At 70.4% G+C, this 21,709-nt stretch carries 21 protein-coding genes; 12 read left to right on the forward strand and 9 right to left on the reverse strand.

All coding sequences use genetic code 11. The annotated features are described in order from the left end of the window. Genes cpaB through E7742_RS05050 form a run of 5 tightly spaced genes read left to right on the forward strand, consistent with a single transcriptional unit; the run spans position 1 to position 6,107 of the window. Positions 1-738, forward strand: coding sequence for a Flp pilus assembly protein CpaB (gene cpaB, locus E7742_RS05030; RefSeq protein ID WP_137797946.1), 738 nt, complete (start codon positions 1-3; stop codon positions 736-738). Beyond that, positions 735-1,943 (forward strand): AAA family ATPase, encoded by a 1,209-nt coding sequence (locus E7742_RS05035; protein WP_137797947.1) that lies wholly within the window; start codon positions 735-737, stop codon positions 1,941-1,943. The genes cpaB and E7742_RS05035 overlap by 4 nt, the downstream gene beginning before the upstream one ends. After that, positions 1,940-3,328: a CpaF family protein gene (locus tag E7742_RS05040; RefSeq protein WP_137797948.1), complete on the forward strand. Its 1,389-nt coding sequence runs from the start codon at positions 1,940-1,942 to the stop codon at positions 3,326-3,328. Before E7742_RS05035 ends, E7742_RS05040 begins: the two co-directional genes overlap by 4 nt. After that, positions 3,325-5,199 (forward strand): type II secretion system F family protein, encoded by a 1,875-nt coding sequence (locus E7742_RS05045; protein ID WP_137797949.1) that lies wholly within the window; start codon positions 3,325-3,327, stop codon positions 5,197-5,199. Before E7742_RS05040 ends, E7742_RS05045 begins: the two co-directional genes overlap by 4 nt. A gap of 11 nt (positions 5,200-5,210) precedes the next feature. Next, positions 5,211-6,107, forward strand: coding sequence for a type II secretion system F family protein (locus E7742_RS05050; RefSeq protein WP_137797950.1), 897 nt, complete (start codon positions 5,211-5,213; stop codon positions 6,105-6,107). Here the strand turns inward: E7742_RS05050 and E7742_RS05055 are convergent, their stop codons facing one another. Both E7742_RS05055 and E7742_RS05060 read right to left on the reverse strand, forming a co-directional pair. Further along, positions 6,108-6,908, reverse strand: coding sequence for a transporter (locus E7742_RS05055; RefSeq protein WP_137797951.1), 801 nt, complete (start codon positions 6,906-6,908; stop codon positions 6,108-6,110). A gap of 57 nt (positions 6,909-6,965) precedes the next feature. Continuing rightward, positions 6,966-7,832, reverse strand: a complete 867-nt coding sequence (locus tag E7742_RS05060) for a helix-turn-helix transcriptional regulator (RefSeq protein ID WP_137797952.1) — start codon at positions 7,830-7,832, stop codon at positions 6,966-6,968. A gap of 104 nt (positions 7,833-7,936) precedes the next feature. Between E7742_RS05060 and E7742_RS05065 the strand changes: the two genes are divergently transcribed. The 3 genes from E7742_RS05065 (at position 7,937) to E7742_RS05075 (ending at position 11,368) form a co-directional block, all read left to right on the forward strand. Next, complete coding sequence (locus E7742_RS05065) at positions 7,937-9,559, forward strand: AMP-binding protein (RefSeq protein WP_137797953.1); 1,623 nt, start codon at positions 7,937-7,939, stop codon at positions 9,557-9,559. A 257-nt stretch (positions 9,560-9,816) separates the two neighbouring features. Beyond that, positions 9,817-10,674 carry an aldo/keto reductase gene (locus tag E7742_RS05070; RefSeq protein ID WP_137797954.1) on the forward strand — a complete coding sequence of 286 codons (858 nt, stop codon included), beginning with the start codon at positions 9,817-9,819 and terminating at the stop codon, positions 10,672-10,674. Positions 10,675-10,732: 58 nt separating this feature from the next. Beyond that, on the forward strand, positions 10,733-11,368 hold the full coding sequence (locus E7742_RS05075) for an HD domain-containing protein (protein WP_137797955.1): 636 nt from the start codon (positions 10,733-10,735) through the stop codon (positions 11,366-11,368). Between the two features lie 61 nt (positions 11,369-11,429). Here E7742_RS05075 and E7742_RS05080 read toward each other — a convergent pair whose 3' ends face one another. From E7742_RS05080 to E7742_RS05105, 6 genes are all read right to left on the reverse strand, one after another. After that, entirely contained in the window at positions 11,430-12,227 is a 798-nt protein-coding gene (locus tag E7742_RS05080; RefSeq protein WP_137797956.1) for an ABC transporter permease, read from the reverse strand. Next, a complete protein-coding gene (locus E7742_RS05085; RefSeq protein ID WP_137797957.1) occupies positions 12,202-13,107 on the reverse strand; it encodes a 2-aminoethylphosphonate ABC transporter permease subunit in 906 nt (301 codons plus the stop codon). Before E7742_RS05085 ends, E7742_RS05080 begins: the two co-directional genes overlap by 26 nt. Next, positions 13,104-14,306: an ABC transporter ATP-binding protein gene (locus tag E7742_RS05090; protein ID WP_137797958.1), complete on the reverse strand. Its 1,203-nt coding sequence runs from the start codon at positions 14,304-14,306 to the stop codon at positions 13,104-13,106. Before E7742_RS05090 ends, E7742_RS05085 begins: the two co-directional genes overlap by 4 nt. A gap of 1 nt (position 14,307) precedes the next feature. Then, on the reverse strand, positions 14,308-15,369 hold the full coding sequence (locus E7742_RS05095; RefSeq protein ID WP_137797959.1) for a 2-aminoethylphosphonate ABC transporter substrate-binding protein: 1,062 nt from the start codon (positions 15,367-15,369) through the stop codon (positions 14,308-14,310). A 68-nt stretch (positions 15,370-15,437) separates the two neighbouring features. Next, positions 15,438-16,115 carry a phosphonatase-like hydrolase gene (locus E7742_RS05100; RefSeq protein WP_137797960.1) on the reverse strand — a complete coding sequence of 226 codons (678 nt, stop codon included), beginning with the start codon at positions 16,113-16,115 and terminating at the stop codon, positions 15,438-15,440. 25 nt (positions 16,116-16,140) lie between these two features. Continuing rightward, complete coding sequence (locus E7742_RS05105) at positions 16,141-17,268, reverse strand: TIGR03364 family FAD-dependent oxidoreductase (RefSeq protein WP_175420408.1); 1,128 nt, start codon at positions 17,266-17,268, stop codon at positions 16,141-16,143. 99 nt (positions 17,269-17,367) lie between these two features. On the opposite strand from E7742_RS05105, the gene E7742_RS05110 reads away from it, so the two are divergent. Both E7742_RS05110 and E7742_RS05115 read left to right on the forward strand, forming a co-directional pair. Continuing rightward, a complete protein-coding gene (locus E7742_RS05110; protein ID WP_137797962.1) occupies positions 17,368-17,898 on the forward strand; it encodes an HD family phosphohydrolase in 531 nt (176 codons plus the stop codon). Beyond that, positions 17,895-18,596, forward strand: coding sequence for a GntR family transcriptional regulator (locus tag E7742_RS05115; RefSeq protein ID WP_137797963.1), 702 nt, complete (start codon positions 17,895-17,897; stop codon positions 18,594-18,596). Before E7742_RS05110 ends, E7742_RS05115 begins: the two co-directional genes overlap by 4 nt. 6 nt (positions 18,597-18,602) lie before the next feature. On the opposite strand, the gene E7742_RS05120 is transcribed toward E7742_RS05115, so the two are convergent. Then, positions 18,603-18,920: a hypothetical protein gene (locus E7742_RS05120; RefSeq protein ID WP_137801046.1), complete on the reverse strand. Its 318-nt coding sequence runs from the start codon at positions 18,918-18,920 to the stop codon at positions 18,603-18,605. 106 nt (positions 18,921-19,026) lie between these two features. On the opposite strand from E7742_RS05120, the gene murJ reads away from it, so the two are divergent. Continuing rightward, the gene (gene murJ, locus E7742_RS05125) at positions 19,027-20,613 is read left to right on the forward strand and encodes a murein biosynthesis integral membrane protein MurJ (protein ID WP_137797964.1); all 1,587 of its coding nucleotides are present in this window, start codon (positions 19,027-19,029) and stop codon (positions 20,611-20,613) included. Between the two features lie 235 nt (positions 20,614-20,848). Continuing rightward, positions 20,849-21,706, forward strand: a complete 858-nt coding sequence (gene map, locus E7742_RS05130; RefSeq protein ID WP_137797965.1) for a type I methionyl aminopeptidase — start codon at positions 20,849-20,851, stop codon at positions 21,704-21,706. The last annotated feature ends 3 nt before the right edge of the window (positions 21,707-21,709 follow it).

The raw sequence follows: 21,709 nt of genomic DNA on the forward strand, positions 1-21,709 counted from the left end.
GTGAGAAGTCGCATCGTTGCGGCCGTTCTGGCCGTAGTTCTCGCCGTGGGCGGGACGCTCGCCCTCGTCGCGTACGTGCGCGGCGCGGACGCCCGGGCGCTGGCGGGCACGCGCACCGTCGACGTCCTCGTCGCGACGCAGACGATTCCTCCGGGCACCCCGGCGAAGGCCCTGGTCGGGATGGTCGCCGTCAAGCAACTCCCGCAACTCGCCGCGCTGCCCGACCGGGTGACGACTCTCGATCAGCTGTCCGGCCAGGTCGCGCTCGTCGACATCCTGCCGGGAGAACAGCTGGTTCCGGCCCGGTTCGCGGACCCCGCGACGGCCCGCGAGCAGGGGCAGGGCGCCATCCCGGAGGGTATGCAGGAAGTGACGATCCAACTCGAACCCCGACGTGCACTCGGCGGTGATGTCGCCCCGGGCGACACCGTCGGTGTCTTCATGTCCTTCACCCCGCCGGTGAAGGACTACGAGACCCACCTGAAGTTCCAGAAGGTTCGGGTCACTCGCGTACAGGGCGCCGTCGCCCCGGCGGCCGAGCGTGCCGAGGGCGCAGAGGCTTCCACGCCCGGACCGGCGCCGACCGAGGCGTTTCTGGTGTCGTTGGCGGTCGACGTCCCGATGGCGGAACGAATCGTCTACGCCGCCGAACACGGCACGATCTGGCTGTCCAAGGAGCCGCTCGGCGCGAACGAAGCCGGCTCGTCCGTCGTCAACTCGGGGAGTGTGTACAAATGACCCGCACAGTGCTGCTGACCGCGCGCGACGACTTCGCCCGTCGGGTCCATCACGCGTCGGACGGCAACCTGCTGGTGCTACCGCCGAGTCCGGTGCCGGCGGGCCCCGCCCAACTCGTCGCGTCGGGCGTGACCGAACAACCGGCGGTGCTGGTGCTGGGCCCCGACGTCCCGGTGGCCGAAGGGCTTTCGCTCGCCACCCGGCTCGACCACTCCGCGCCCGGCACGACCGTCGTCCTCGCGCGCGACGCCGGCACGGACGTGTGGCTCGCCGCGATGCGCGCCGGGGTGCGCGACGTCCTGTCGCCCGACGCCGACATCCCCGACATCCGGGTGGTGCTCGAACGCGGCGCCCACGCGGCCGCGGCCCGGCGACGGAACGCCGATGGGCCGGCGCAGCCGCGGCAGGCGCAGGCCCGGGTCATCGTCGTGGCGTCACCGAAGGGTGGGACCGGCAAGACCACGGTGGCGACCAATCTGGCGGTCGGGCTGGCGGCGTCCGCACCGCAGTCCACGGTCCTGGTCGACCTCGACGTGCAGTTCGGCGACGTGGCCAGTGCGCTGCAACTCGTGCCCGAGCACAACCTCACCGACGCGGTCGCCGGCGCTGCCAGCCGGGATTCGATCGTCCTCAAGACGGTCCTGACACCACATGCGACCGGGCTGCACGCACTGTGCGGGTCGGACTCCCCGGCCGCCGGGGACGGCGTCACCGGCGACCAGGTGACGACGCTGTTGACCCAGTTGGCGGCGGAGTTCCGGTACGTCGTGGTCGACACCGCCCCGGGTCTGCTCGAGCACACGCTCGCCGCGCTCGATCTCGCGACCGACGTGGTGCTCGTGTCGGGGATGGACGTGCCGAGTGTGCGCGGGATGCACAAGGAACTCCAGCTGCTCGCCGACCTCGACCTGAGGCAGGCGAACCGACACGTCGTGCTCAACTTCGCCGACGGCCGGGACGGCCTCTCGGTGCAGGACGTCCAGAACACGATCGGGCTGCCCGCGGACGTCGTGCTTCGCCGGTCCAGAGCGGTTGCGCTGTCGACCAATCGGGGTGTTCCGCTGCTGCAGAACCCCAGCCGTGACCGCGCGGCGAAGGAACTGTGGCGACTGGTCGGTCGGGTCGGTCGGGTCGGTCGGCCCGCGAGCCCGGCGAAGGAGAAGGGTGCGCGGCATCGTGCCCGGGAGGCGGTGGCGGTCAAGTGAAGCTGTCCCAGCGTCTCGGGGCCGTCCGGGAGCCGTCCGCGCCGACGGCCGTCGTGCCCGGCAACGCCGCCAAACCGAAACCACCGCCCCCACCGGCCGATGCGCTCGCCGAACTCAAGGATCGGGCCAGCGCCGCCATGTACACCCGCATCGGTGCGCGGCTCAACGACCCGTCGCTCAGCGAGGAACAGCTGCACACTCTCGTGCGTGAGGAACTGGCCGACATCGTCGAGCACGAGACGACGCCGCTCACCCCGGACGAACGTCGCCGGCTGCTGCGCGAGGTGGGCGACGAGGTCCTCGGGCACGGACCGCTGCAGCGTCTGCTCGACGATCCGTCGGTCACCGAGATCATGGTCAACAGCCACGACATGGTCTACGTCGAACGCGACGGCATCCTGACCCGCAGCGCGGCGCGGTTCGCGGACGAGGCACACCTGCGCCGGGTGATCGAGCGCATCGTCTCGGCGGTGGGCCGCCGGATCGACGAGTCGTCGCCACTGGTCGACGCCCGTCTTGCGGACGGCTCCCGGGTCAACGCGGTGATCCCGCCGCTGGCGTTCAACGGCTCCTCGCTCACCATCCGCAAGTTCTCCAAGGACCCGTTCCAGGTGCACGACCTCATCGCGTTCGGAACGCTGTCGCCCGAGATGGCGGAGTTGCTCGACGCGTGCGTCCAGGCCCGACTCAACGTGATCGTCTCGGGCGGCACCGGTACCGGTAAGACGACGCTGCTCAACGTCCTGTCGTCGTTCATCCCGGAGGGGGAGCGGATCGTCACGATCGAGGATGCGGTGGAGTTGCAGCTGCAGCAGGACCACGTCGTCCGGCTCGAGAGCCGTCCGCCCAACATCGAGGGCAAGGGGGCGGTGACCATCCGCGATCTCGTGCGCAACTCGCTGCGGATGCGTCCGGACCGCATCGTGGTCGGGGAGTGCCGAGGTGGGGAGAGCCTCGACATGCTCCAGGCGATGAACACCGGTCACGACGGGTCGCTGTCCACCGTGCACGCGAACTCGCCCCGCGACGCGATCGCCCGGCTCGAGACGCTGGTGCTGATGGCCGGCATGGATCTGCCGCTGCGGGCGATCCGAGAGCAGATCGCGTCCGCGGTCGACGTGATCGTCCAGCTCGCGCGCATGCGCGACGGTACCCGCCGGGTCACGCACGTGACGGAGGTGCAGGGCATGGAGGGCGATATCGTCACGCTGCAGGACGCGTTCCTGTTCGACTACGGCGCCGGCGTCGACGCGCGCGGACGATTTCTCGGGAAACCGCTGCCCACCGGTGTCCGGCCGCGGTTCACCGACAAGTTCCGGGATCTCGGTATCACGCTGTCCCCGAGTGTCTTCGGGGCGGGGGACCCGTACCGGGGGCGGGCATGAAGCGGGCCGTGGTGGCGCTCGTGCTCGCCCTCGGGGCGGGGCTGGGAGGTTCGGCCGCGGGCGCCGATGTCCTCACGCCCGATCCCGGCGCCGTGCAGGTCGTCGCGGCCGACACGAGCGCCTTCCCGGACGTGGAGGTGTCGGTGCTGGCCCCGCCCGGCCCCGCGGGGGAGCCGGTCGACGCGGGCACGTTCGCGCTCGTCGAGGCCGGTCTGCCCCGCGAGACGACGGTCCGCCAACAGTCCGGTGCCGAGCAGGACATCGTGCTGGCGATCGATGTCTCGGGTGGGATGACGGGATCCGCGTTCGACGACGTCCGCCGGGCCGCAGCGGACTTCGTGCGGCAGGCGCCGTCCGGCTCCCACATCGGGCTCGTCGCAATCTCCTCTGCGCCGCAGGTGGTCTCGGAACTGACGACGGACACGGCGGACCTGATCCGCCGCATCGACGGCCTGCGGGCCGGCGGCAGCAGCGCGATCGCCGACTCCGTCGTGACCGCCGCCGCGATGCTCGACCGGGGCACGGCCCCCCACAGCATCCTCGTGCTCCTCACGGACGGCGCGGACACGTCCAGCGCACACGCGATGACCGACGTGCCGGCGGTGCTGAACGCCGCGCACGTGTCGCTCTACACGGTGCAGATGTCCACGCCCGAGACCGATGCGGGCGTGTTGCAGCAGCTCTCCCGCGAGGCGCGGGGCCAGTACGCGACCGCCGACGACACCGCGGCGCTCGGCGCGATCTACCGCTCGGTGGCGCGGGCTCTCGGCAACCTGTACGTGGTCCGCTACCGCTCCGACGCCGGCGGCGACACCGAGGTGGTGGTGAGCGTGCACAGCGGCGCGGACCGGCGGGTCAGTGCGCCGTTCCCGGTGACACTGCCGAAATCGGCGCCCGCGGTGATGCCGGACAGGGCGGCCGCCGAGGGGTTCTGGACCACCCGCAACGGGTTGGGACTGGGCTTGGTCGCGGTGTACCTCGCGCTCGCCGCGGCGGTGCTCGCCGTCGGCAGGGCCGCCCCGCCGATCTCCGCCGAACGCCGCGGCCGCGGTCCGGGCGAGGACTCGGTGCTCCATCACGTCGCCGAACGTCTCGTGCAGTGGATCGACCACAACCTGCGCCGGCGGGGGCGGATGGCCGCCCGTACGCAGGCGTTGCAGGACGCCGGGCTGAAGATGCGGCCGGGGGACTTCATCACGTTGGTGGGTGCGGCGGCGGTGACGATCGCGGCCGTCGGCCTGTTGCTGTCCGGCGTCCTCGTGGCGGTTCTGCTCGGCGCGGTGACGGCCGCGTCGTCGCGGTTGTACCTCGGGGTCCTGGCCGGGCGTCGCCGCTCCGCGTTCGCCGATCAGTTGGACGACTCCGTGCAGCTGTTGGCCAGCAACCTGCGGGCCGGGCACAGCCTGCTCCGCGCGCTGGACGCGGTGGCCCGCGAGGCGGACGCACCCACCGCCGAGGAGTTCGCGCGGGTGGTGAACGAGACCCGGGTGGGCCGCGACCTCGGCGACTCGCTCGCCGACGTCGCCCGACGGATGCGCAGCGAGGACTTCGACTGGATCGCGCAGGCGATCGCGATCCACCGGGAGGTGGGCGGTGACCTGGCCGAGGTGCTCGATCAGATCGGCCACACCATCCGCGAACGCAACCAGATCCGTCGGCAGGTCAAGGCGTTGGCGGCGGAGGGCAAGTTGTCGGCGTACGTGCTCATGGCGCTGCCGTTCGGCATCGCCGGCTTCCTGCTCGTGTCCAATCCCGGCTACCTCGCTCCGTTCACCGCGGGGCCCGTCGGGTACGCGCTCATCGGCGCCTGCCTGGTGCTGCTCACCGCCGGCGCGCTGTGGCTGCGCAAACTCGTCGACCTGAAGTTCTGACGGAGGTTCACATGACCCCACTGGTCGTTCTCGCCGCCGCCGCAGCCGTGGGCGTCGCTGTGCCGCTGCTGCTCTGGGCCCTCGTGGGGGCCCGGGACCCGCAGCGCCGTCCGGTCCTCGACAACCTCACCGCCGGCCTCGACGTCGCGTACGCCGGGGGTCCCTCCGTCGGTGCGCCGGCGCCGCTCCCGCTCGTGCGGCGCCTGACGACGCCGGGCACCATGGCCCGCCTGGACCGGCTGCTCTCACTCGCCGGCCGGCCGCCGGCGTGGCCGGTGGAGAAGCTGGCCGCCGGAAAACTCGTGCTCGTCGGGGTATTCGGCACGCTGGGGCTACTGTTCGCGCTGCCGGACCCGAGTGCGCTGCGCATAGTCCTCGCGGTGGTCGTGGTCGTGGTGGCGTACTTCACCCCGGAGTTGTTGCTGCACAGCCGGGGTCAGGAGCGGCAGCAGAAGATCGACGTCGCTCTGGCCGACACTCTCGACCAGATGACCATCGCGGTGGAGGCGGGGCTGGGCTTCGAAGCGGCCATGGCCCGCGCCGCGACGAACGGGAAGGGGCCGCTGGCCGAGGAATTCGTCCGCACCCTGCAGGACATCCAGATGGGGCAGTCGCGCCGTGTCGCGTATCTGGACCTCGCCGCCCGCACCGACGCGCCGAACCTGCGCCGCTTCCTGCGCGCGGTGATCCAGGCCGACGAGTACGGCGTCGCGATCGCCGACGTCCTGCGCACGCAGGCCGGGGAGATGCGACTCAAGCGGCGTCAGCGCGCCGAGGAGAAGGCGATGCAGTTGCCGGTGAAGGTGATCTTCCCGCTGCTGCTGTGCATCATGCCGACGCTGTTCATCGTGCTGCTCGGCCCCGCCGTGATGAACATGATCGACGCGTTCAGCGGCGGCATCGGCTGATCACGAGTACACGACCGGCCGCACGACACGCATCGTCTTCCGGTCCAGGTAGCAGAACAGCACCGCGTGCGCGCCGTCGACGGTGCACGTGGCGGTGACGGCGTCCCCGGCAGCGATGAGTTTGGTGACGTTCTCGACGACCCGTCCGCCCAGTAACTTCAGAGCCGCGGGGTCCCCGCGCCGGCCGTCGGCGATCAGCCGACGCACGGCCTGCTTGCCGCGCTCACCGACGCTGCGGACCGCCAGCCCGAACGCCAGCGACCCGCCCAGCCCCTGCAGCCTCAGCATGCGTGCGCTCATTGCTGCTGCCACCCCGAGTTTCGCGCGGTCCACCCCGGCGACCTGCGCGAACATCGGCGCGACCTCCCAGTGCGCCGCGATCCGCCGGATTCGGGGCGCGCCCTCGTCCAGCGTGGTCTCGTACAGCAGGTGCATGGGCGCCTTCGCCACCACTCCGCCGCCCAGCTGGGTCTCGATCGTCACGTCGCGCACCACGTCGAGACCGTGGACGATGTCGTCGTGCTCGACGTGGAAACGGATGTCGTTCGGGGCGATGAACGTGTCCCAGAAACGCGCCAGCGGTGCGCCGCCGCGCATGTGGCTGCGCCGGTCGTACAAGCCGCCCAGGACGGGCCGGCCGCCCACTGGGTCCTCGACGACGTGCCGGGTCGCGAACAGGTCCAGCCAGGCGTTCCTGTCGTGGACGGCCACCGCGGCGGGGGAGGCAAGCACGACGTCGAGCAGTTCCTGCGCGGCGGCGATCCGGGTCACGACGGGCGCGGCGGTGGGGGTCTCGGCCATGGCCGCGAGTATGGCACAGCACTGGAACGTGTTCCAGAAATCGGGCGGACGGTCAGCTCACGGCAGTAGTCCCAGCCGGCGCGCGGCCACCACGGCCTCGCGCCGCGAGTGGGCGTCCAGCTTGCTCATGGCGCTGCGCAGGTAACTCTTGACGGTCTCGGGCTTGACCGAAAGTCGTTCGGCGATCACGACGTTGGAGCAGCCGAGCGCCGCGTGGCTCAGCACGTCGACCTCGCGGGGCGAGAGCGTGACCGCGGGCGTCGGGCGCGAGCGGTCCGCGGATCCGACGCTCGCGAGCCGGCCCGAGAGCGTGCGGAGTCTCTCCTGCAGTTCGGGATCGTCCACGGTCTGTGCCAGGCTGCGCAGTTCGGCGTGGACATCGCGGATCTCCTCGGTGTCCGCCGCCGAATGCACGGAGCGGTCCGCGGCCGCGGCGTCGAGCAGGTGCACCCGACGATCCACCTCGTCGCGGATCGCGATCTCGTTCGCGAGGCGCCGACCCGCCTGCATCATGACGTCGGTGAGCCGGTCGCCCAGTGGGGTCTCGTCCCGGACGGCGGCGTACATCACCGCTCGGGAGCGGCCCTGCACCACGACGGGGACGGCGAGCACCGACCGCAACCCCTCCGCCAGCACGGGCCGGTCGTAGTGGTGGGTGATGGTGTGGTCGCGGCGGTAGTCGTTGACCACGATCGGATTCTTCTGCTCGACGACCCGTCCCCCCAGGCCCGACCGTTCGCGGACCGCGAGGCCGCGCAGGCCGTCGGTGACGGTGCCGACGAACTCGCCGAGATGGAGGGTGCGGTCCTGGACTTCGCCGCCGAACACGACGGGCACGATGCCCGCGGCGGCGACTTTGCGTAGCTCGGTGCGCAGTGCGTCGCGGTCGCGTGGTCGAAGCAGGGCCGCGTTCTCGGTCGGCATCCTCTTCACCCCTTTCCGGGGGTAGTGGGTCGAGGCTGTGACTTGGAGCATAGGTCGAACGACGGCCCGGCGGTGAACACGGGCCCCGAGGACGAGGAGTGACGATGACCGTCGACACCAGCACCCGTGTGCGTGAGCTCTTGGCGCAGTACGAGACTCCGGACGCGTGCGCCGCGGAGTTGCTGTGCGACCGGCATCCGGCCGACGCGGTGGCGTTCACCGTCGTCGAATCCGATCTGTCGTCGACCGATCTGACGTTCGGCTGGTTGCGGGAGCAGTCCACGCGTTTCGCGGCGGCCCTCGCCGATCTCGGCGTCGAGCCGGGGGACTGTGTGGCCACCCTGATGGGCAAGTCGGCCGATCTCGTCGTCGCGCTGCTGGGCATCTGGCGCCGCGGCGCCGTCCACGTCCCGCTGTTCACCGCGTTCGCGCCGCCGGCCATCGCGTTCCGGCTCGAGGCCAGCGGCGCGAAGGTCGTGGTGGCGGACGAGAACCAGCTCGACAAGCTGGCCCCGGGTGAGGACATGCCCGCGGACGCGTCGTGGCAGGTGGTCGTCGCGGGCGAGCGCGAGGGCGCGCTGCGCTTCGCCGACCTGCTCGCGCAGCACTCGGGCGACGACCCGCGCGGCGCCGCGGTGGCGCTCGGCGGTGACGCGCCCATCGTGCGCTTGTTCACCAGCGGCACGACGGGCACCCCCAAGGGCGTCCCGGTCCCGATCCGGGCGCTCGCGGCGTTCCGCTCCTACATCGAGTGGGGCCTCGACGTCCGCGAGGACGACGTCTTCTGGAACGCCGCCGACCCCGGCTGGGCGTACGGGCTGTACTACGCGCTGCTCGGGCCGATGGCGTCCGGCATCCGCAGCATCCTGCTGCACGCGGGCTTCTCCGCGCCGCTGACGTGGCAGGTGATGGAGCGCTTCGGTGTCACCAACTTCGCCGCCGCCCCCACGGTGTACCGCAGCCTGCGCGCGGACGAGGCTCCGGTGCCGGAATCGGTGAAGCTGCGCCGCGCATCCTCGGCGGGCGAGCCGCTGACCCCGGACGTGATCGCGTGGTCGGAGACCGAACTCGGCGTGACCGTTCGTGACCAGTACGGGCAGACCGAGCACGGCATGTTCATCATCAACGCCTGGGCGGACGGCCTGCGCGAGGACGTGGTAGCCGGCTCGATGGGCCGACCGCTGCCGGGCTGGAGCTGTGCGGTCCTCTCGGACGACTCCGACGAGGTCGCGCCCCCGAACACCCCCGGCCGGGTCGCGATCGACACCACCGCCAGCCCGTTGATGTGGTTCACCGGCTACAGCGATGCCCCCGAGAAGACCGCGGCGCGCTTCACGCCCGACGGCCGCTGGTACATCACCGGCGACGCCGGCCAGACCGACGAGGACGGCCGCTTCTTCTTCTCGTCCCGCGACGACGACGTCATCATCATGGCCGGATACCGCATCGGGCCGTTCGACGTGGAGAGCGTGCTGGTGATGCACGACGACGTCGTCGAGGCCGCGGTGGTCGGCATGCCGGACGAGCTGCGCGGTGAGGTGCTCGAGGCGTTCGTGGTGCTGCGGTCCGGCGTCGAGGGCACCGACGAGCTCAAGAAGGAACTGCAGCAGCTGGTGAAGAAGAAGTTCGCCGCGCACGCCTACCCGCGGTCGGTGCACTTCGTCCCGCACCTGCCGAAGACCCCCAGCGGCAAGGTACAGCGGTACATCCTGCGCCAGGGGAAGTGATTTACCGGAGTCACCGACCCGAGTCCGAGCGCCCGCTCCCGATCGTGGGGGCGGGCGCTCGGGCGTTGTCGACCCCGCCTGCACTGGCTGCTGTCCGCCCGTCCACAACCGCATCCCGGGGGTTCGGCCGGGAGGGGGTACCGACAGGGCCTGGCATCGGACGCCGGAGTGAGCGACCGTTGAGTCATGAGCACTCGCGCAACCGGAGCGCTTCCCCTCGATCGAGAAGGCCTGACCTCCCGGAAGGAAGTGAACGCATGACCATTCTGAACGAGCGCTACACCTTGTCCAACGGCGTCGAGATCCCGAAGCTCGGCCTCGGCACCTGGTTCATCGACGACGGCTCGGCGGCCCAGGCGGTGCGCGAGGCCGTCGAGATCGGCTACCGCAACATCGACACCGCGCAGGCCTATGGCAACGAGCGCGGAGTCGGTGAGGGTGTCCGGACGTCCGGGATCCCCCGCGGCGACCTGTTCGTGTCCACGAAGCTCGCCGCGGAGATCAAGGACTACGACGGCGCGGTCGCGGCGATCGACGGGTCGCTCACCACGCTGGGGCTCGACTACGTCGACCTGCTGCTGATCCACAGCCCGCAGCCGTGGGACGACTTCCGCGGCGGCGACTACGCCGAGGGCAACCGGGCCGCCTGGCGTGCACTCGAGGACGCCTTCGAATCCGGGAAGGTCCGGGCCATCGGCGTCTCGAACTTCGAGCAGCACGATCTGGAGAACGTCCTCGGCTCGTGCACGGTCGCCCCGCATGTGAACCAGTTGCTCGTCCACACCGGCAACACCCCGACCGAGCTCATCGACTACTGCAGGACCGAGAACATCGTCGTGGAGGCCTATTCGCCCATCGCGCACGGAGAAATCCTGAAGAACCCGGCCGTGCAGGCGATGGCCGAGAAGTACGCCGTGACCGTCCCGCAGTTGTGCATCCGCTACACCCTGCAGTTGGGCACGGTGTCGCTTCCGAAGACCGCGAACCCGGAGCACATGCGCAGCAACGCCGAGGTCGACTTCGTCATCTCGGAGGACGACATGGCGGCGCTTCGTGATCTGCGCGCGCAGGATTACGGCGAGCACAGCGTCTTCCCGGTCTACAGCGGAAAGTGAGGGGTTCGCGAAAGCCGCAACCACCGACCCGGCACGCCGATCAGGAGGCGAACCGCCCATGACCGACATCATTGCGGGCGTCGAGATCCCCGACACGAGGGCCGCCGCGGAAGCGACCCGACTCGTCGAAGCCACACCGCCGCTGCTCTTCCACCACTCACGCCGCGTATTCCTGCTGGGCACGCTGCTCGGTCGCCGGCTGGACCTGCAACCCGATCCGGAGCTGCTGTATCTCGCGGCGATGTTCCACGACCTCGGGCTGCTCGTTCCGTCCTCGGACGCGGCGCAGCGCTTCGAGGTCGACGGGGCCGACCATGCTCGCCGCTTCCTCCTCGAGCAGGGCTTCTCCGCGGCCGCCGCCGACGTCGTCTGGACCGCCGTGGCGCTGCACACCACCCCGGAGGTCCCGCGTCGGATGGGGCCCGAGATCGCCGTCACCCAGCTGGGCGTGCTCACCGACGCGGTCGGTGCCGGCCTCCCCGACCTACCGTCCGACGCGGTGGAGGAGATCACCGCGGTCCACCCGCGTGGCGATTTCAAGCGGGAGTTCCTGCGGACCCTCCACGAGGGTCTCGTCGGCCGGCCCGACACCACGTACGGAACGGTGAACGCCGACGTCCTCGAGCACTTCGTCCCGGGGTTCCGTCGCGGGAACATGGTCGAGCGGGTGATGGATTCGCCGTGGTCGACGTAATCCGACGCACGGGCCGATCTGCCGACGGAACCGGGCATGGGGACATTGTGCGTCAGTGCGGTCAGCGCGCGGCGCCGCGGCCCCGGATCCGTCCGAGTGCCAACAGCGCCAGGAGGGTGACCAGGAGTAGCAGCGTGGTGTTCGCCGCGGCTTGGAACACCTGACCGCGATCGGTGAGCCCGAAGATGGTCACCGGCAACGTCTTCCAGGTGGCCGGGTACACCATGACCGTGGCGCCCAGTTCGCCCATCGACAGCGCCACCGACAGTCCGGCCGCCGCCCCGAGCGCCGGCACCAGCAGCGGCAGCGTGATCCGCAGCAGCACCCGGGCCGGGCCGGCGCCGAGGGATTCGGCGGCCTGCCGGTACGCGGGGTCCACACGGTCCAGGGCTGCGGAGACTGCGCTGAACGCGAAGGCCAGCACCAGCACGGCGTGCGCGAGGATCACGATCCACTTGGTGCCACCGAGCAGCACCGGCCGCTCGTTGAACGCGATGAGCAGGCCCAGACCGATCGCCACCGAGGGCAGCGCGACGGGCAGGTGAAAGATCGCGTCGGTGACCTTGCGCAGCCACGGAGGCGCCTCCCGCGCGGCGAGCGCCGCCCAGGTTCCCACGACCAACGCCAGGCCGCCGGCGATGACGGCGGTCTGTAGGCTGACGACCATACTGGCGAGATTGTCGTCGGACAGCGCCGCCGACAGATTCTCCGTGCCGAGATCGGACGGCAGTGGACCGTTCCAAGCGCCGGCGAGCGCGGCCGCGATCACGGTGGCGATGGGCGCGACGAACACGATCGCGACCACCGCGGCGAAGAACGTGAGCGTCAGATATCTAGCGCGTCGGGTCCACAGCAGCACGGCTGCCTCCCATCAGTCGGGCGAACAGGAATCGGTAACCGCCGTACAGCGCCAGCGACAGCGCGACCTGCACGGTCGCGATCACGGCGGCCCCAGGCAGATCGAACGTGACGATGCCGTGCGTGTAGATCAGCACCGGCAGCGTCATGACATCCTTGGCCCCGGTGAACAGCACGATGCCGAACTCGTTGAGCGTCAACAGCAGCACCAACGACCCGCCGGCCACCATAGCCGGCCACGCCTCGGGCAGCACCACCTGCCGCAGCACCCGCAACGGCGACGCGCCGAGGCTCGCGGCGACGTCGAGCTGGTCCCGCGGGATCTGGGAGAACGCGGCCAGCAGGGGTCGCATCACGAACGGCGTGAAGAACGTGATCTCGGCGGCGATCACACCGAGCGGGGTGTTGAGGAAGTTCAGCGGCCCCCGCTCCGCGCCGGTGATCCGGGTGACGAGCGCGTTGACCGCACCCGCGGTGCCGTAGAGGAACGTGAACGCGAGCGTGACGAGGAAGGACGGCAGCGACAGAATCGTGTCGATCGTCCGGCCCACCACCTTCGAGCCCGGGAACGGAACGAACGCCAGGACGAGCGCGACGAACGTGCCGAGGACGAGGCAACCCAGGGTGGATGCCACCGCGACCTCGACGGTGCGCCACAACGCGTTCCGGAACGACGCCGACCCGAGCACCCGGGACCACGTGGACCAGCCACGGCCGGTGTCGGTGACGGTCGACTCCGCCAGCACGCGCGCCATCGGGTACACCGCGAACCCGACGACGAGCAGGAGCGGGGGGAGCACCCAGAGCCCGGACCGGCGGCGTGACGGGTCGGGTCGGGTCGGGGCGCCGTCGACGGCGGAGGTGTCGAGGAGCGCGGTCACCGTGCCGCCCCCGTGGTCGCACCGGGGTCCGGCACCAGCACCGCACCGCGTTCGGGGAACCGCATGCCCACCTCGGTGCCCACCGCGCGCTCGTCGTGACCGGGGACGTCCACGTCGATCGGGGTCTCGGGCAGGCTCGGCAGTGCGAGCGTCACGCGCGTCGACGCGCCGCGCCAGACACTCGCGACGATCCGGGCGGGCAGTGCGCCACGCTCGGCCGGAGAGGTCAGGGTGATCGCGTGTGGACGCAGGCACAGCAGCGCGCCGGTGTCGGACTCCCAGTCGGTGCGCCCGATCTCCGGCTGCGGCGCGTGCGCGGTGACCGGAGTGCCGCCCACCGACACCAGGGCCGACGTTCCGATTACGCGGGTCACGTTGCACGGCAACAGGTTAGCGCCACCGAGGAAGGCGGCGGTGAAGCTGCTCGGGGGTCGCTTCCACAGGTTCTCGGTGGTGTCGACGTCCACGAGCCGGGCATCGCGCATCACGGCGATCCGGTCGGCGAGCGCCAGTGCCTCGGACTGGTCGTGCGTGACGTACAGCATCGCCGTGTCGGGCAGTGCCGCCCGCAACTCCTGCAGTTCGGTGAGCATGCTCTGGCGCAACTGGGCGTCGAGCGCGGCGAGCGGCTCGTCGAGCAGCAGGACCTTGGGGCGGATCGCCAGCGCGCGGGCGATGGCCACGCGCTGCTGCTGACCGCCGGACAGCTCGCGGGGGAAGCGTTTGCCGTACGCCGACATCCCGACCATCGCCAGGGCGTCGGACACGCGCCCGCCGATCTCGGACCGGGGGACCCGGTGGGCACGGAGCCCGAACGCGACGTTCTCGGCGACCCGCAGGTGCGGGAACAGGGCGTAGGACTGGACGACGACGCCGATCCCGCGCTTGGCCGGCGGCAGGTCGGTGACGTCCTCGCCGCCGAGGCGGACCGTGCCCGACACCGGGCGGGTGAAGCCCGCCAGCGCCTTGAGGGCGGTGGACTTGCCCGACCCGCTCGGCCCCAGCAACGCGACGGTCTCACCGCGGGCGACGCGGAGATTGAAGTCGATCAGGGCCCGGGTGGCCCCGCGGCCGCGTCCGTACGCGACGTTCACCCGGTCGAACGTGATGGCCGGAAGGGACGCCTCGGCCGGAGTCGTGCTGTCGCGTGCCCTGCCGATCGTGGTGCGGAGGGACCGCCCGGGCTCGAATCGTGGCATGTCAGTTACCGGTGGCCTTCTGGTAGGCGGCGATGTCGGCGTCCAGGGAGGCGAGGACGTCGTTCCAGTTCGGGGTCCAGACCTCGACACCGTTCACCAGGCCGGTGGGCGTGGACGGGTCGGTGGAGCTGCCGGCGGCCGCGCGGACATCGGTGCGGACGGAGACCCCGCGCGCGTCGTCGGCGACGGTCTTCTGCGCCTTCTCCGACAGCAGATACTCCATGAGCTTCTTGGCCTCGTCGGAGTGCGGCGCGCCCTTCGCCAGGCCCATCACGTACGGCAGCGCGATGGTGGTGCGCTTGCCGTCCGCGGCGGCCGGGAAGAAGATCTGGAACTTGGAGCCGTCGTCCTCGATCGACGCCAGGTTCATCTGGACGTCCCCGTTGGCGACGAGCAGCTCGCCGTTGCTCACCTTCGGCTGCAGCTTGCCGGTCGACGACGACGGTCCGACGTTGTTGGCCTGCAGCTTGGTCAGGTAGTCGAGTGCGCCGTCCTTGCCCATCAGCTGCTGGAGCAGCAGCAGCACCGCGGTGCCGTCACCGGCCTGCCCGGGGGTGGAGTACTGCAACTTGCCCTTGAACTGGTCGGAGAGCAGGTCGGTCCAGGTCTTCGGCGCCGGATTCGCGCCGGGATTCGCGATGAACGACAGGTAGTTGTCGACGACGGGGACGTACTTGCCGGCCGGGTCCTGGACATCGGCTGGTACCGCGGAGGTGTCGATGCCGCTGGGCTGCAGCAGACCCTGGGCATCGGCCTTCTGGATGAAGGGCGGCAGCGTCACCACCACGTCGGCCTGCGGGTTGGCCTGCTCCTTCTCCACACGGGAGACGACCTCACCGGAACCGGCCTCGACGAGGTCGACGGCGATGCCGGTCTCCTCGGTGAAGGCGGCGAACTGGCTCTTGTACCAGCTCGCGAGGCCGTCGGCGCTGTAGACGGTGACCGTCCCGCCGCCGGTTCCGGCGGCCGCGCCGGTACCGCCGCACGCGGTGAGGGTGAGTGCCGCGGTGGTCATGGCGACCGCGGCGACGGCGACGCGGAAACGCTTGATGTTCCTGCTCATTCGGATGTCCTGTCTGAGTAAGGGATTCGAACGGTGACGGAAGAACTCGGGGAAGGCTCGGGACGAACTCAGCGGGAGAGCACGAGCTCGGTGAACTCGCGGACCGACGGGACCACGTGTGTCGGGTCGGCAGCGCGAAGTTGCCGCTCGTCGTGCGCGCCGGTGAGGGCGCCGGCGACGATGCTCGCGCCGGCCCGTCGACCGCTGGTGATGTCGTTGGCGGTGTCGCCCAGGACGGCAACGTCTCTCACGTCGTCGACGTCGAGGCGCATGAGAGCGGTGAGGATCAGGTCGGGATAGGGGCGACCGCGTCCGGCCTCCGCCGGGGAGAGCGTCAGGTCGGCGAGCGTCTGCCAGCCGAGTGCCGACAGCAGCTTGTCCTGTGTGGTGCGGCTGAAGCCGGTGGTCAGCGCGACGCGTACTCCGGCGTCGCGCAGCGCGGTGATCGCCTCGGCGGCGCCGGGAATCGCGGTGGCGCCGCCTTCGTCGACGAGCCGGTCGTACTCGGTCTCGAACGCACGGTTGGCGGCCTGGGCGCGGTCCTCGTCGCCGAACAGGGCCCGGAACACGACGATCTTGGACTGGCCCATGGTGTCGAGCACGTACTGCCGGGCCGCGTCGGCCTCGGGGCCCGACGCGGACAGCCCGGCTGCCGCACCGGCCGCGTCGAACGCGCGGAGCACGAGGCCGTCGTCGGCGACGGTGGTGCCGGCCATGTCGAGGACGGCGAGCTTGATGGTCGTCACGGTGTCTCTCCTGGGATGTCGGGGCCTACAGGCCCAGCTGGTCGGCGGTCTGTTCGGCCAGGGCGGGGCCGAGAGTCATCCCGCGGCCGCCCGGACCGGCTACCACCCACACGCCGTCGGTGGGCTGGGCGCGGTGGACGAGTTCGGTGGGGTCCAGACACTGGCTGTAGACGCCGGCCCAGCGCTTGACGACCGGCGGCAGCGGGCGGCCGAGCAGTTCCTCGACGACGCTGGTCAGGTGCCGGTACGGCGCCTCGTCGACGTCGAAGTCGAACGGTTCGTCGTACTCGTGGGTGTCCCCGATGGTCAGGCCCCCGTGCAGGCGCTGCACGCACAGCAACTGCATGCGATGCTCGGCGGCCGTGGGTTCCTGCGGCTGGGCGGCGCGCAGGGTGTCCAGCGCGGACCCGGCGAACGCCGGGTAGTAGCGCAGGCTGTCGCCGTCGGCGATCGCGGTGGTGAGCGCCTCGCCCAGCGACGCCGTCTGCATCATCTGCAGCCGTACCCGGCGCAGCGGCAGGTCGCCGGCCAGGTCGCGGGCCAGGCCGCCGAGCGTGGCGCCGGGGCACACGATGACGAGGTCGGCCTCGAACATGCGGCCGTGGTCGTCGCGGATGCGTACTCCTGCGGGCGTGGCGGCGATCTCGCGGGCCTCGGTGCCGGCGTGGAAGGTGTACCGGCCGGACGCCTCCAGGTGGCGGCGGATCGCCGGCAGCGCGATCCTCGACTCGACCGCGCCGTCCCGCGTGCAGTGCAGTCCGGCCAGGAACTTGCCCCGCAGCGCCGGGTTGACCGCGAGGACCGCGTCGGGTTCGAGCAGTGTGAACCCGCGGACGTCGGCGTCGGTGCGGGCGACCATGTCCTCGGCAACCGCCACTTCCTCCGGGGTGCGCAACAACGTGATCGACCCCGCGGCGCGGAAGCCGATCGCCGGGACGCGTCGGGCCAGGTCCGCCCACAACTCGCGGGAGCGCAGCGCGGCATCGAGTTCGTGCTGGGCACGCCCGGAGACCCACACCAGTCCGAAGTTGCGTACGGTGGCACCGCGCGCCTCGAGCTCACGTTCGAGATGGACGACGTCGTGTCCTCGGCGGATCGCCTCGTCGGCGTGCGCCGTGCCGAGGATCCCTCCACCCACAATTGCAATTCGCATGGGACACAGCGTGATCATTGGTCTAGACCAACTGGGGGACTGCCGGGAAACGGCAGATGAACAATTGGTACAGACCGAAATCTGTGTACGCTGGCGGTCGTGAACGACGCTTTCGAAGTGTTGGAAGAGACTGCTGCGCTGTTGAATTCGCTTCGCGGAGTGTTCGACGGCGAGGCCGTCGACGAACTCGACCACGCGTTGCAGTCGGCGGGCCCCGCGATCGCCGACGGCGCCGACGACGAACTGGTGTTGGCGAGTGCGCTGCACGACCTGGCACGCAGCCCGCTCGTCGGCGATCCCGGACACCACGCGCACGACCGGGTCGCGCGGGAATGGCTGACACCCCGTTTCGGGGAGCGGTGCGGGTGGCTGGCCGGCGCGCACGTCGCGGCCAAACGGTTCCTGGTCGCCACCGAACCGGAGTACGCCGCCACGCTGTCGCCGGAATCGGTCGCCACGTTGGGGCGACAGGGAGGGCCTGTCGTCGACGACGCGTGGACGACGCACCCGTGGTGGCCGGACGCCGTCCGGCTGCGTCGCTACGACGACAGCGCGAAAGTACCCGGCGCGCAAGCGCTGTCGATCGACGACGTGATCGCGGTCGCGCGACGGGTCCGGCAGTCGCGATGACCGCCGAGAGCCTTCCCAAGCACTATCTCGTGCGGACACACGTCGAGGACCTGCTCGCCGATCTCGCCGAGGGTGATCCCGTACCTGCCGAGCGGGAACTCGCGGCGCGCTGCGGGGTCTCGCGCGAGACGGTGCGTCAGGCGCTGCACGAACTGCTCGTGGCCGGACGGGTCGAACGCCGGGGCAGGGGCACGGTCGTCGCGCGCCCCAAGATGGTGCAGCCGCTGTCGCTGGGCTCGTACACCGAGGGTGCGCTCAGCCAGGGCCGCGAACCGGGACGAATCCTGGTGCGGTGGGAGGAGATCGACGCACACGCCAAGTTGGCCGAGATCCTCGGGATCGGTGTCGGCGCTCCCGCGATCCACCTCGAGCGCGTGTTGCTCGCGGACGGCGAGCGCATCGGCCTCGAGAGCACCTATCTACCGCTGCACCGGTTCCCGGATCTGGCCGACACCTTCGACCCCGAGACGTCGCTGTACGCGGCGATCCGGTCGAGGGGCATCGACTTCACCACCGCCACGGAACGGATCGAGACCGCGCTGCCCACGCCGCGGGAGGCGGCGCTGGTCGAATCGAGCACGGCGATGCCGATGCTGAAGTTGCACCGCGTCTCCCGCGACGCCGACGGGGTACCGGTCGAGCGGGTGCGTTCGCTGTACCGCGGCGATCGGATGGCGTTCGTGACGGAACTGCGCTGAGCCGCGCTACTGTCCGACGAGTTCGAGCGCGAGGCGCACGTAGAGGTTCACTTCCTCGACCGCGTACAGGACGACGATCTCCGCGCTGTCGCCGTGATCGCTTCTGGCGGTCAGTGTGATTCGCGGTGGCTCGGTGTCGTGGTGCAGGGTCAGGTCGCTCTGCCTGCCCTTGCTCATCCGATCGAACGCCCGAGCCCACTCGGGATGGATGTCGCCGTCGAGTTCGGCGTCGACGTGGACGATGTCGCCCGAACGGGTCGTGACGACCTTACTGACCTTGACCGGAGCCCACCGACGTTCGGCGGCCCGCGACTGCTGGCCCATTGTCACCCTCGCTTCTGACAAGTTGACCGCTCACCATACCCACTTTCGTAGAAAATGCACCCGCGTCGGTTGAGCGGACTGTGTGCGGCTGAGGCACCATGGTCGGATGGGGGAGACGTCCGACGCACTTGCCCGGTCCACCGGCGTCGTCGCAGCGGCGAGCGCTGTCAGCCGGGCGACCGGATTTCTGCGCACACTCGCGTTGGCGGCGGTGCTGGGTGCCGCGGCGGTCGGTGATGCCTACAACGGCGCCAACGGATTACCGAACATGGTGTACGAACTGCTTCTCGGTGGCGTTGCGGCCAGTGCCCTGGTTCCCGCGTTGGCTCGCGCCCGACTGAGGGGAAGCATGCACTCGAACGTGTTCACCCAGCGTGTGCTGCTCGCCATGACGATCGCGGGCGCACTCGTGACCGCGGCGGCCGTCGCGTGCGCGCCGGTGTTCGTCGCAGTGCTTGTGCGCGACCCGGAACAATCGCGACTGGCCACCCTCTTCGCGTACCTGCTACTTCCGGAGATCTTCTTCTACTGCGTCTGCGCGACCGCCACAGCGGTCCTCAATGTGCGTGAGAGCTTCGCAGCAGCCGCCTGGGCACCGGTCGTCAACAACGCGATCGTTCTGGCAACCGTCGGGGCGTTCGTCCTGGTTCCGGGCCCGGTGACACTCACCCCGGCCACGATGACCACCGCCCAGACCCTCGTGCTCGGGGTGGGCACCACCGCGGGCATCGTCGGGCAGGCGCTGTGGACGCTCGCCGCCCTGCGCCGCACCGGGTTCCGCTGGGACTGGCGGGTCCGGCCGGTGCCGTACACCCTCCGCCCGGTGCGCCGCGGTGTACGGATGCTGACCTGGGTCGGGTTGTACGTCGCGGTCAGCCAGATCGGCGTGGTGTTCGTCCTGCGGGCCGCGTTCAGCCACGGCGGGGTGTCGACTTTCACGTATGCCGATCTGCTCTTCCAGGTGCCGTACGGCGTGCTCGGTGTGTCGTTGCTGACGGTGTTGATGCCGCGGGTGGCGACTGCGGTGGCCTCGGGAGACCGGGCCGCGCTGATCACGGATCTGGGCCGTGCCGCGCGCTACTCGGTGGTCGCGCTGGTGCCGGCGTCGGCGGCGATGATGCTGCTGGGGCCGGTGGCGACGACGGTCGTGTTCGTCGGCCGCGTCGACGTGGACGCCGCCCGGCTCATCGGCACCGCGTTGGCGCTGGCAGCGTTCGGGCTGGCGCCGTTCGCACTGGTGATGCTGCAACTGCGAGTTTTCTACGCCGACAACGACATGCGGACCCCCGCCCTCGTCAACGTTGCGATGGTTGCGACGAAAGTGACCGCGGTCGCGGTCACGGTAGCCGCCGTCCCGACGGAATGGGTGGTCGTCATGCTCCCCGCCGCCGGATCGCTGTCCTACGTCGTGGGCGCCGTGTGCGGACACCTGATACTGCGAAGGCGTTACGGTCTGCTCGGCTTCCACACCGTGCTCGAGACGCTCTCCCGCGTGCTGTGGGCGTCGGCGATCGCGGGCGTGTTCTGCGTGGCGGCGGTCGGTGGCGCGTACCTCTCGCTCGACGATCCTCGCCAGGCCGCCGCGGTCGCCCTGCTGGTGGCGGTGGCCGCCGGCGCCCCGGCGTTCCTGCTCGCGGCACGGACGATCGGCATAACCGAGATCGGGCACGCGAGGCAGCTGTTGCGGGGCTGACACGGCGGGGACAGCGGGCGGTTGCCTAGGCGTAGCCACAGACGGCGGTTCGCGCTGAATCGAAAATGTACAGAACCCGGCGATCTGTACATTTTCGCTTCCACCGCGCACTGAGTTGCGGGGAAGGCAGTGGTGATGTGCGCCCACGATCCTGTGCCGGATCGGGTGTCGCGCCGCACGGGCCTCGTGCCGGACACGCCGACGACGCGCCCGGGGCGCGGTCTACGCTGGACGCATGTCTGTTCGCACTGCTCTCGTACCCGGAACCGTCTCGCCCACCCTCGCTGTGCCCAAGAGCATCGAGCGTCCCGAGTACGTGTGGAAGGCGACGGCCCAGGAGGGCAAGGAGCCCTGGGTGCAGACCCCGGAGACCATCGAGAAGATGCGGGTGGCGTGCAAGATCGCCGCCCAGGCGCTGCAGGAGGCCGGCAAGGCCGTGGCTCCGGGGGTGACCACGGACGAGCTCGACCGCATCGCGCACGAGTACATGTGCGATCACGGCGCGTACCCGTCCACGCTGGGCTACCGCGGTTTCCCCAAGTCCTGCTGCACGTCGCTCAACGAGGTGATCTGCCACGGGATCCCCGACTCGACGGTCATCCAGGACGGCGACATCGTCAACATCGACGTCACCGCCTACATCGACGGCGTCCACGGCGACACCAACGCGACGTTCCTCGCGGGTGACGTGTCCGAGGAGAACCGCCTGTTGGTCGAGCGCACGCACGAGGCGACGATGCGCGCGATCAAGGCCGTCAAGCCCGGCCGCGAGCTCAACGTCATCGGCCGCGTCATCGAGTCGTACGCCAATCGCTTCGGCTACGGCGTCGTGCGCGACTTCACCGGACACGGCATCGGCGAGACCTTCCACAACGGCCTGGTGATCCTGCACTACGACCAGCCCAACGTCGACACCGTGATCGAGCCGGGCATGGTGTTCACGATCGAGCCGATGATCAACCTGGGCACCGTCGACTACGACATCTGGGAGGACGGCTGGACCGTCGTCACCAAGGACCGCAAGTGGACCGCCCAGTTCGAGCACACCATCGTCGTCACCGACGAGGGCAACGAGATCCTCACGCTGCCGTGACGC

Source organism: Rhodococcus sp. SGAir0479 (genome assembly GCF_005484805.1).
In the GTDB taxonomy this organism is placed as follows: Bacteria; Actinomycetota; Actinomycetes; order Mycobacteriales; family Mycobacteriaceae; genus Prescottella.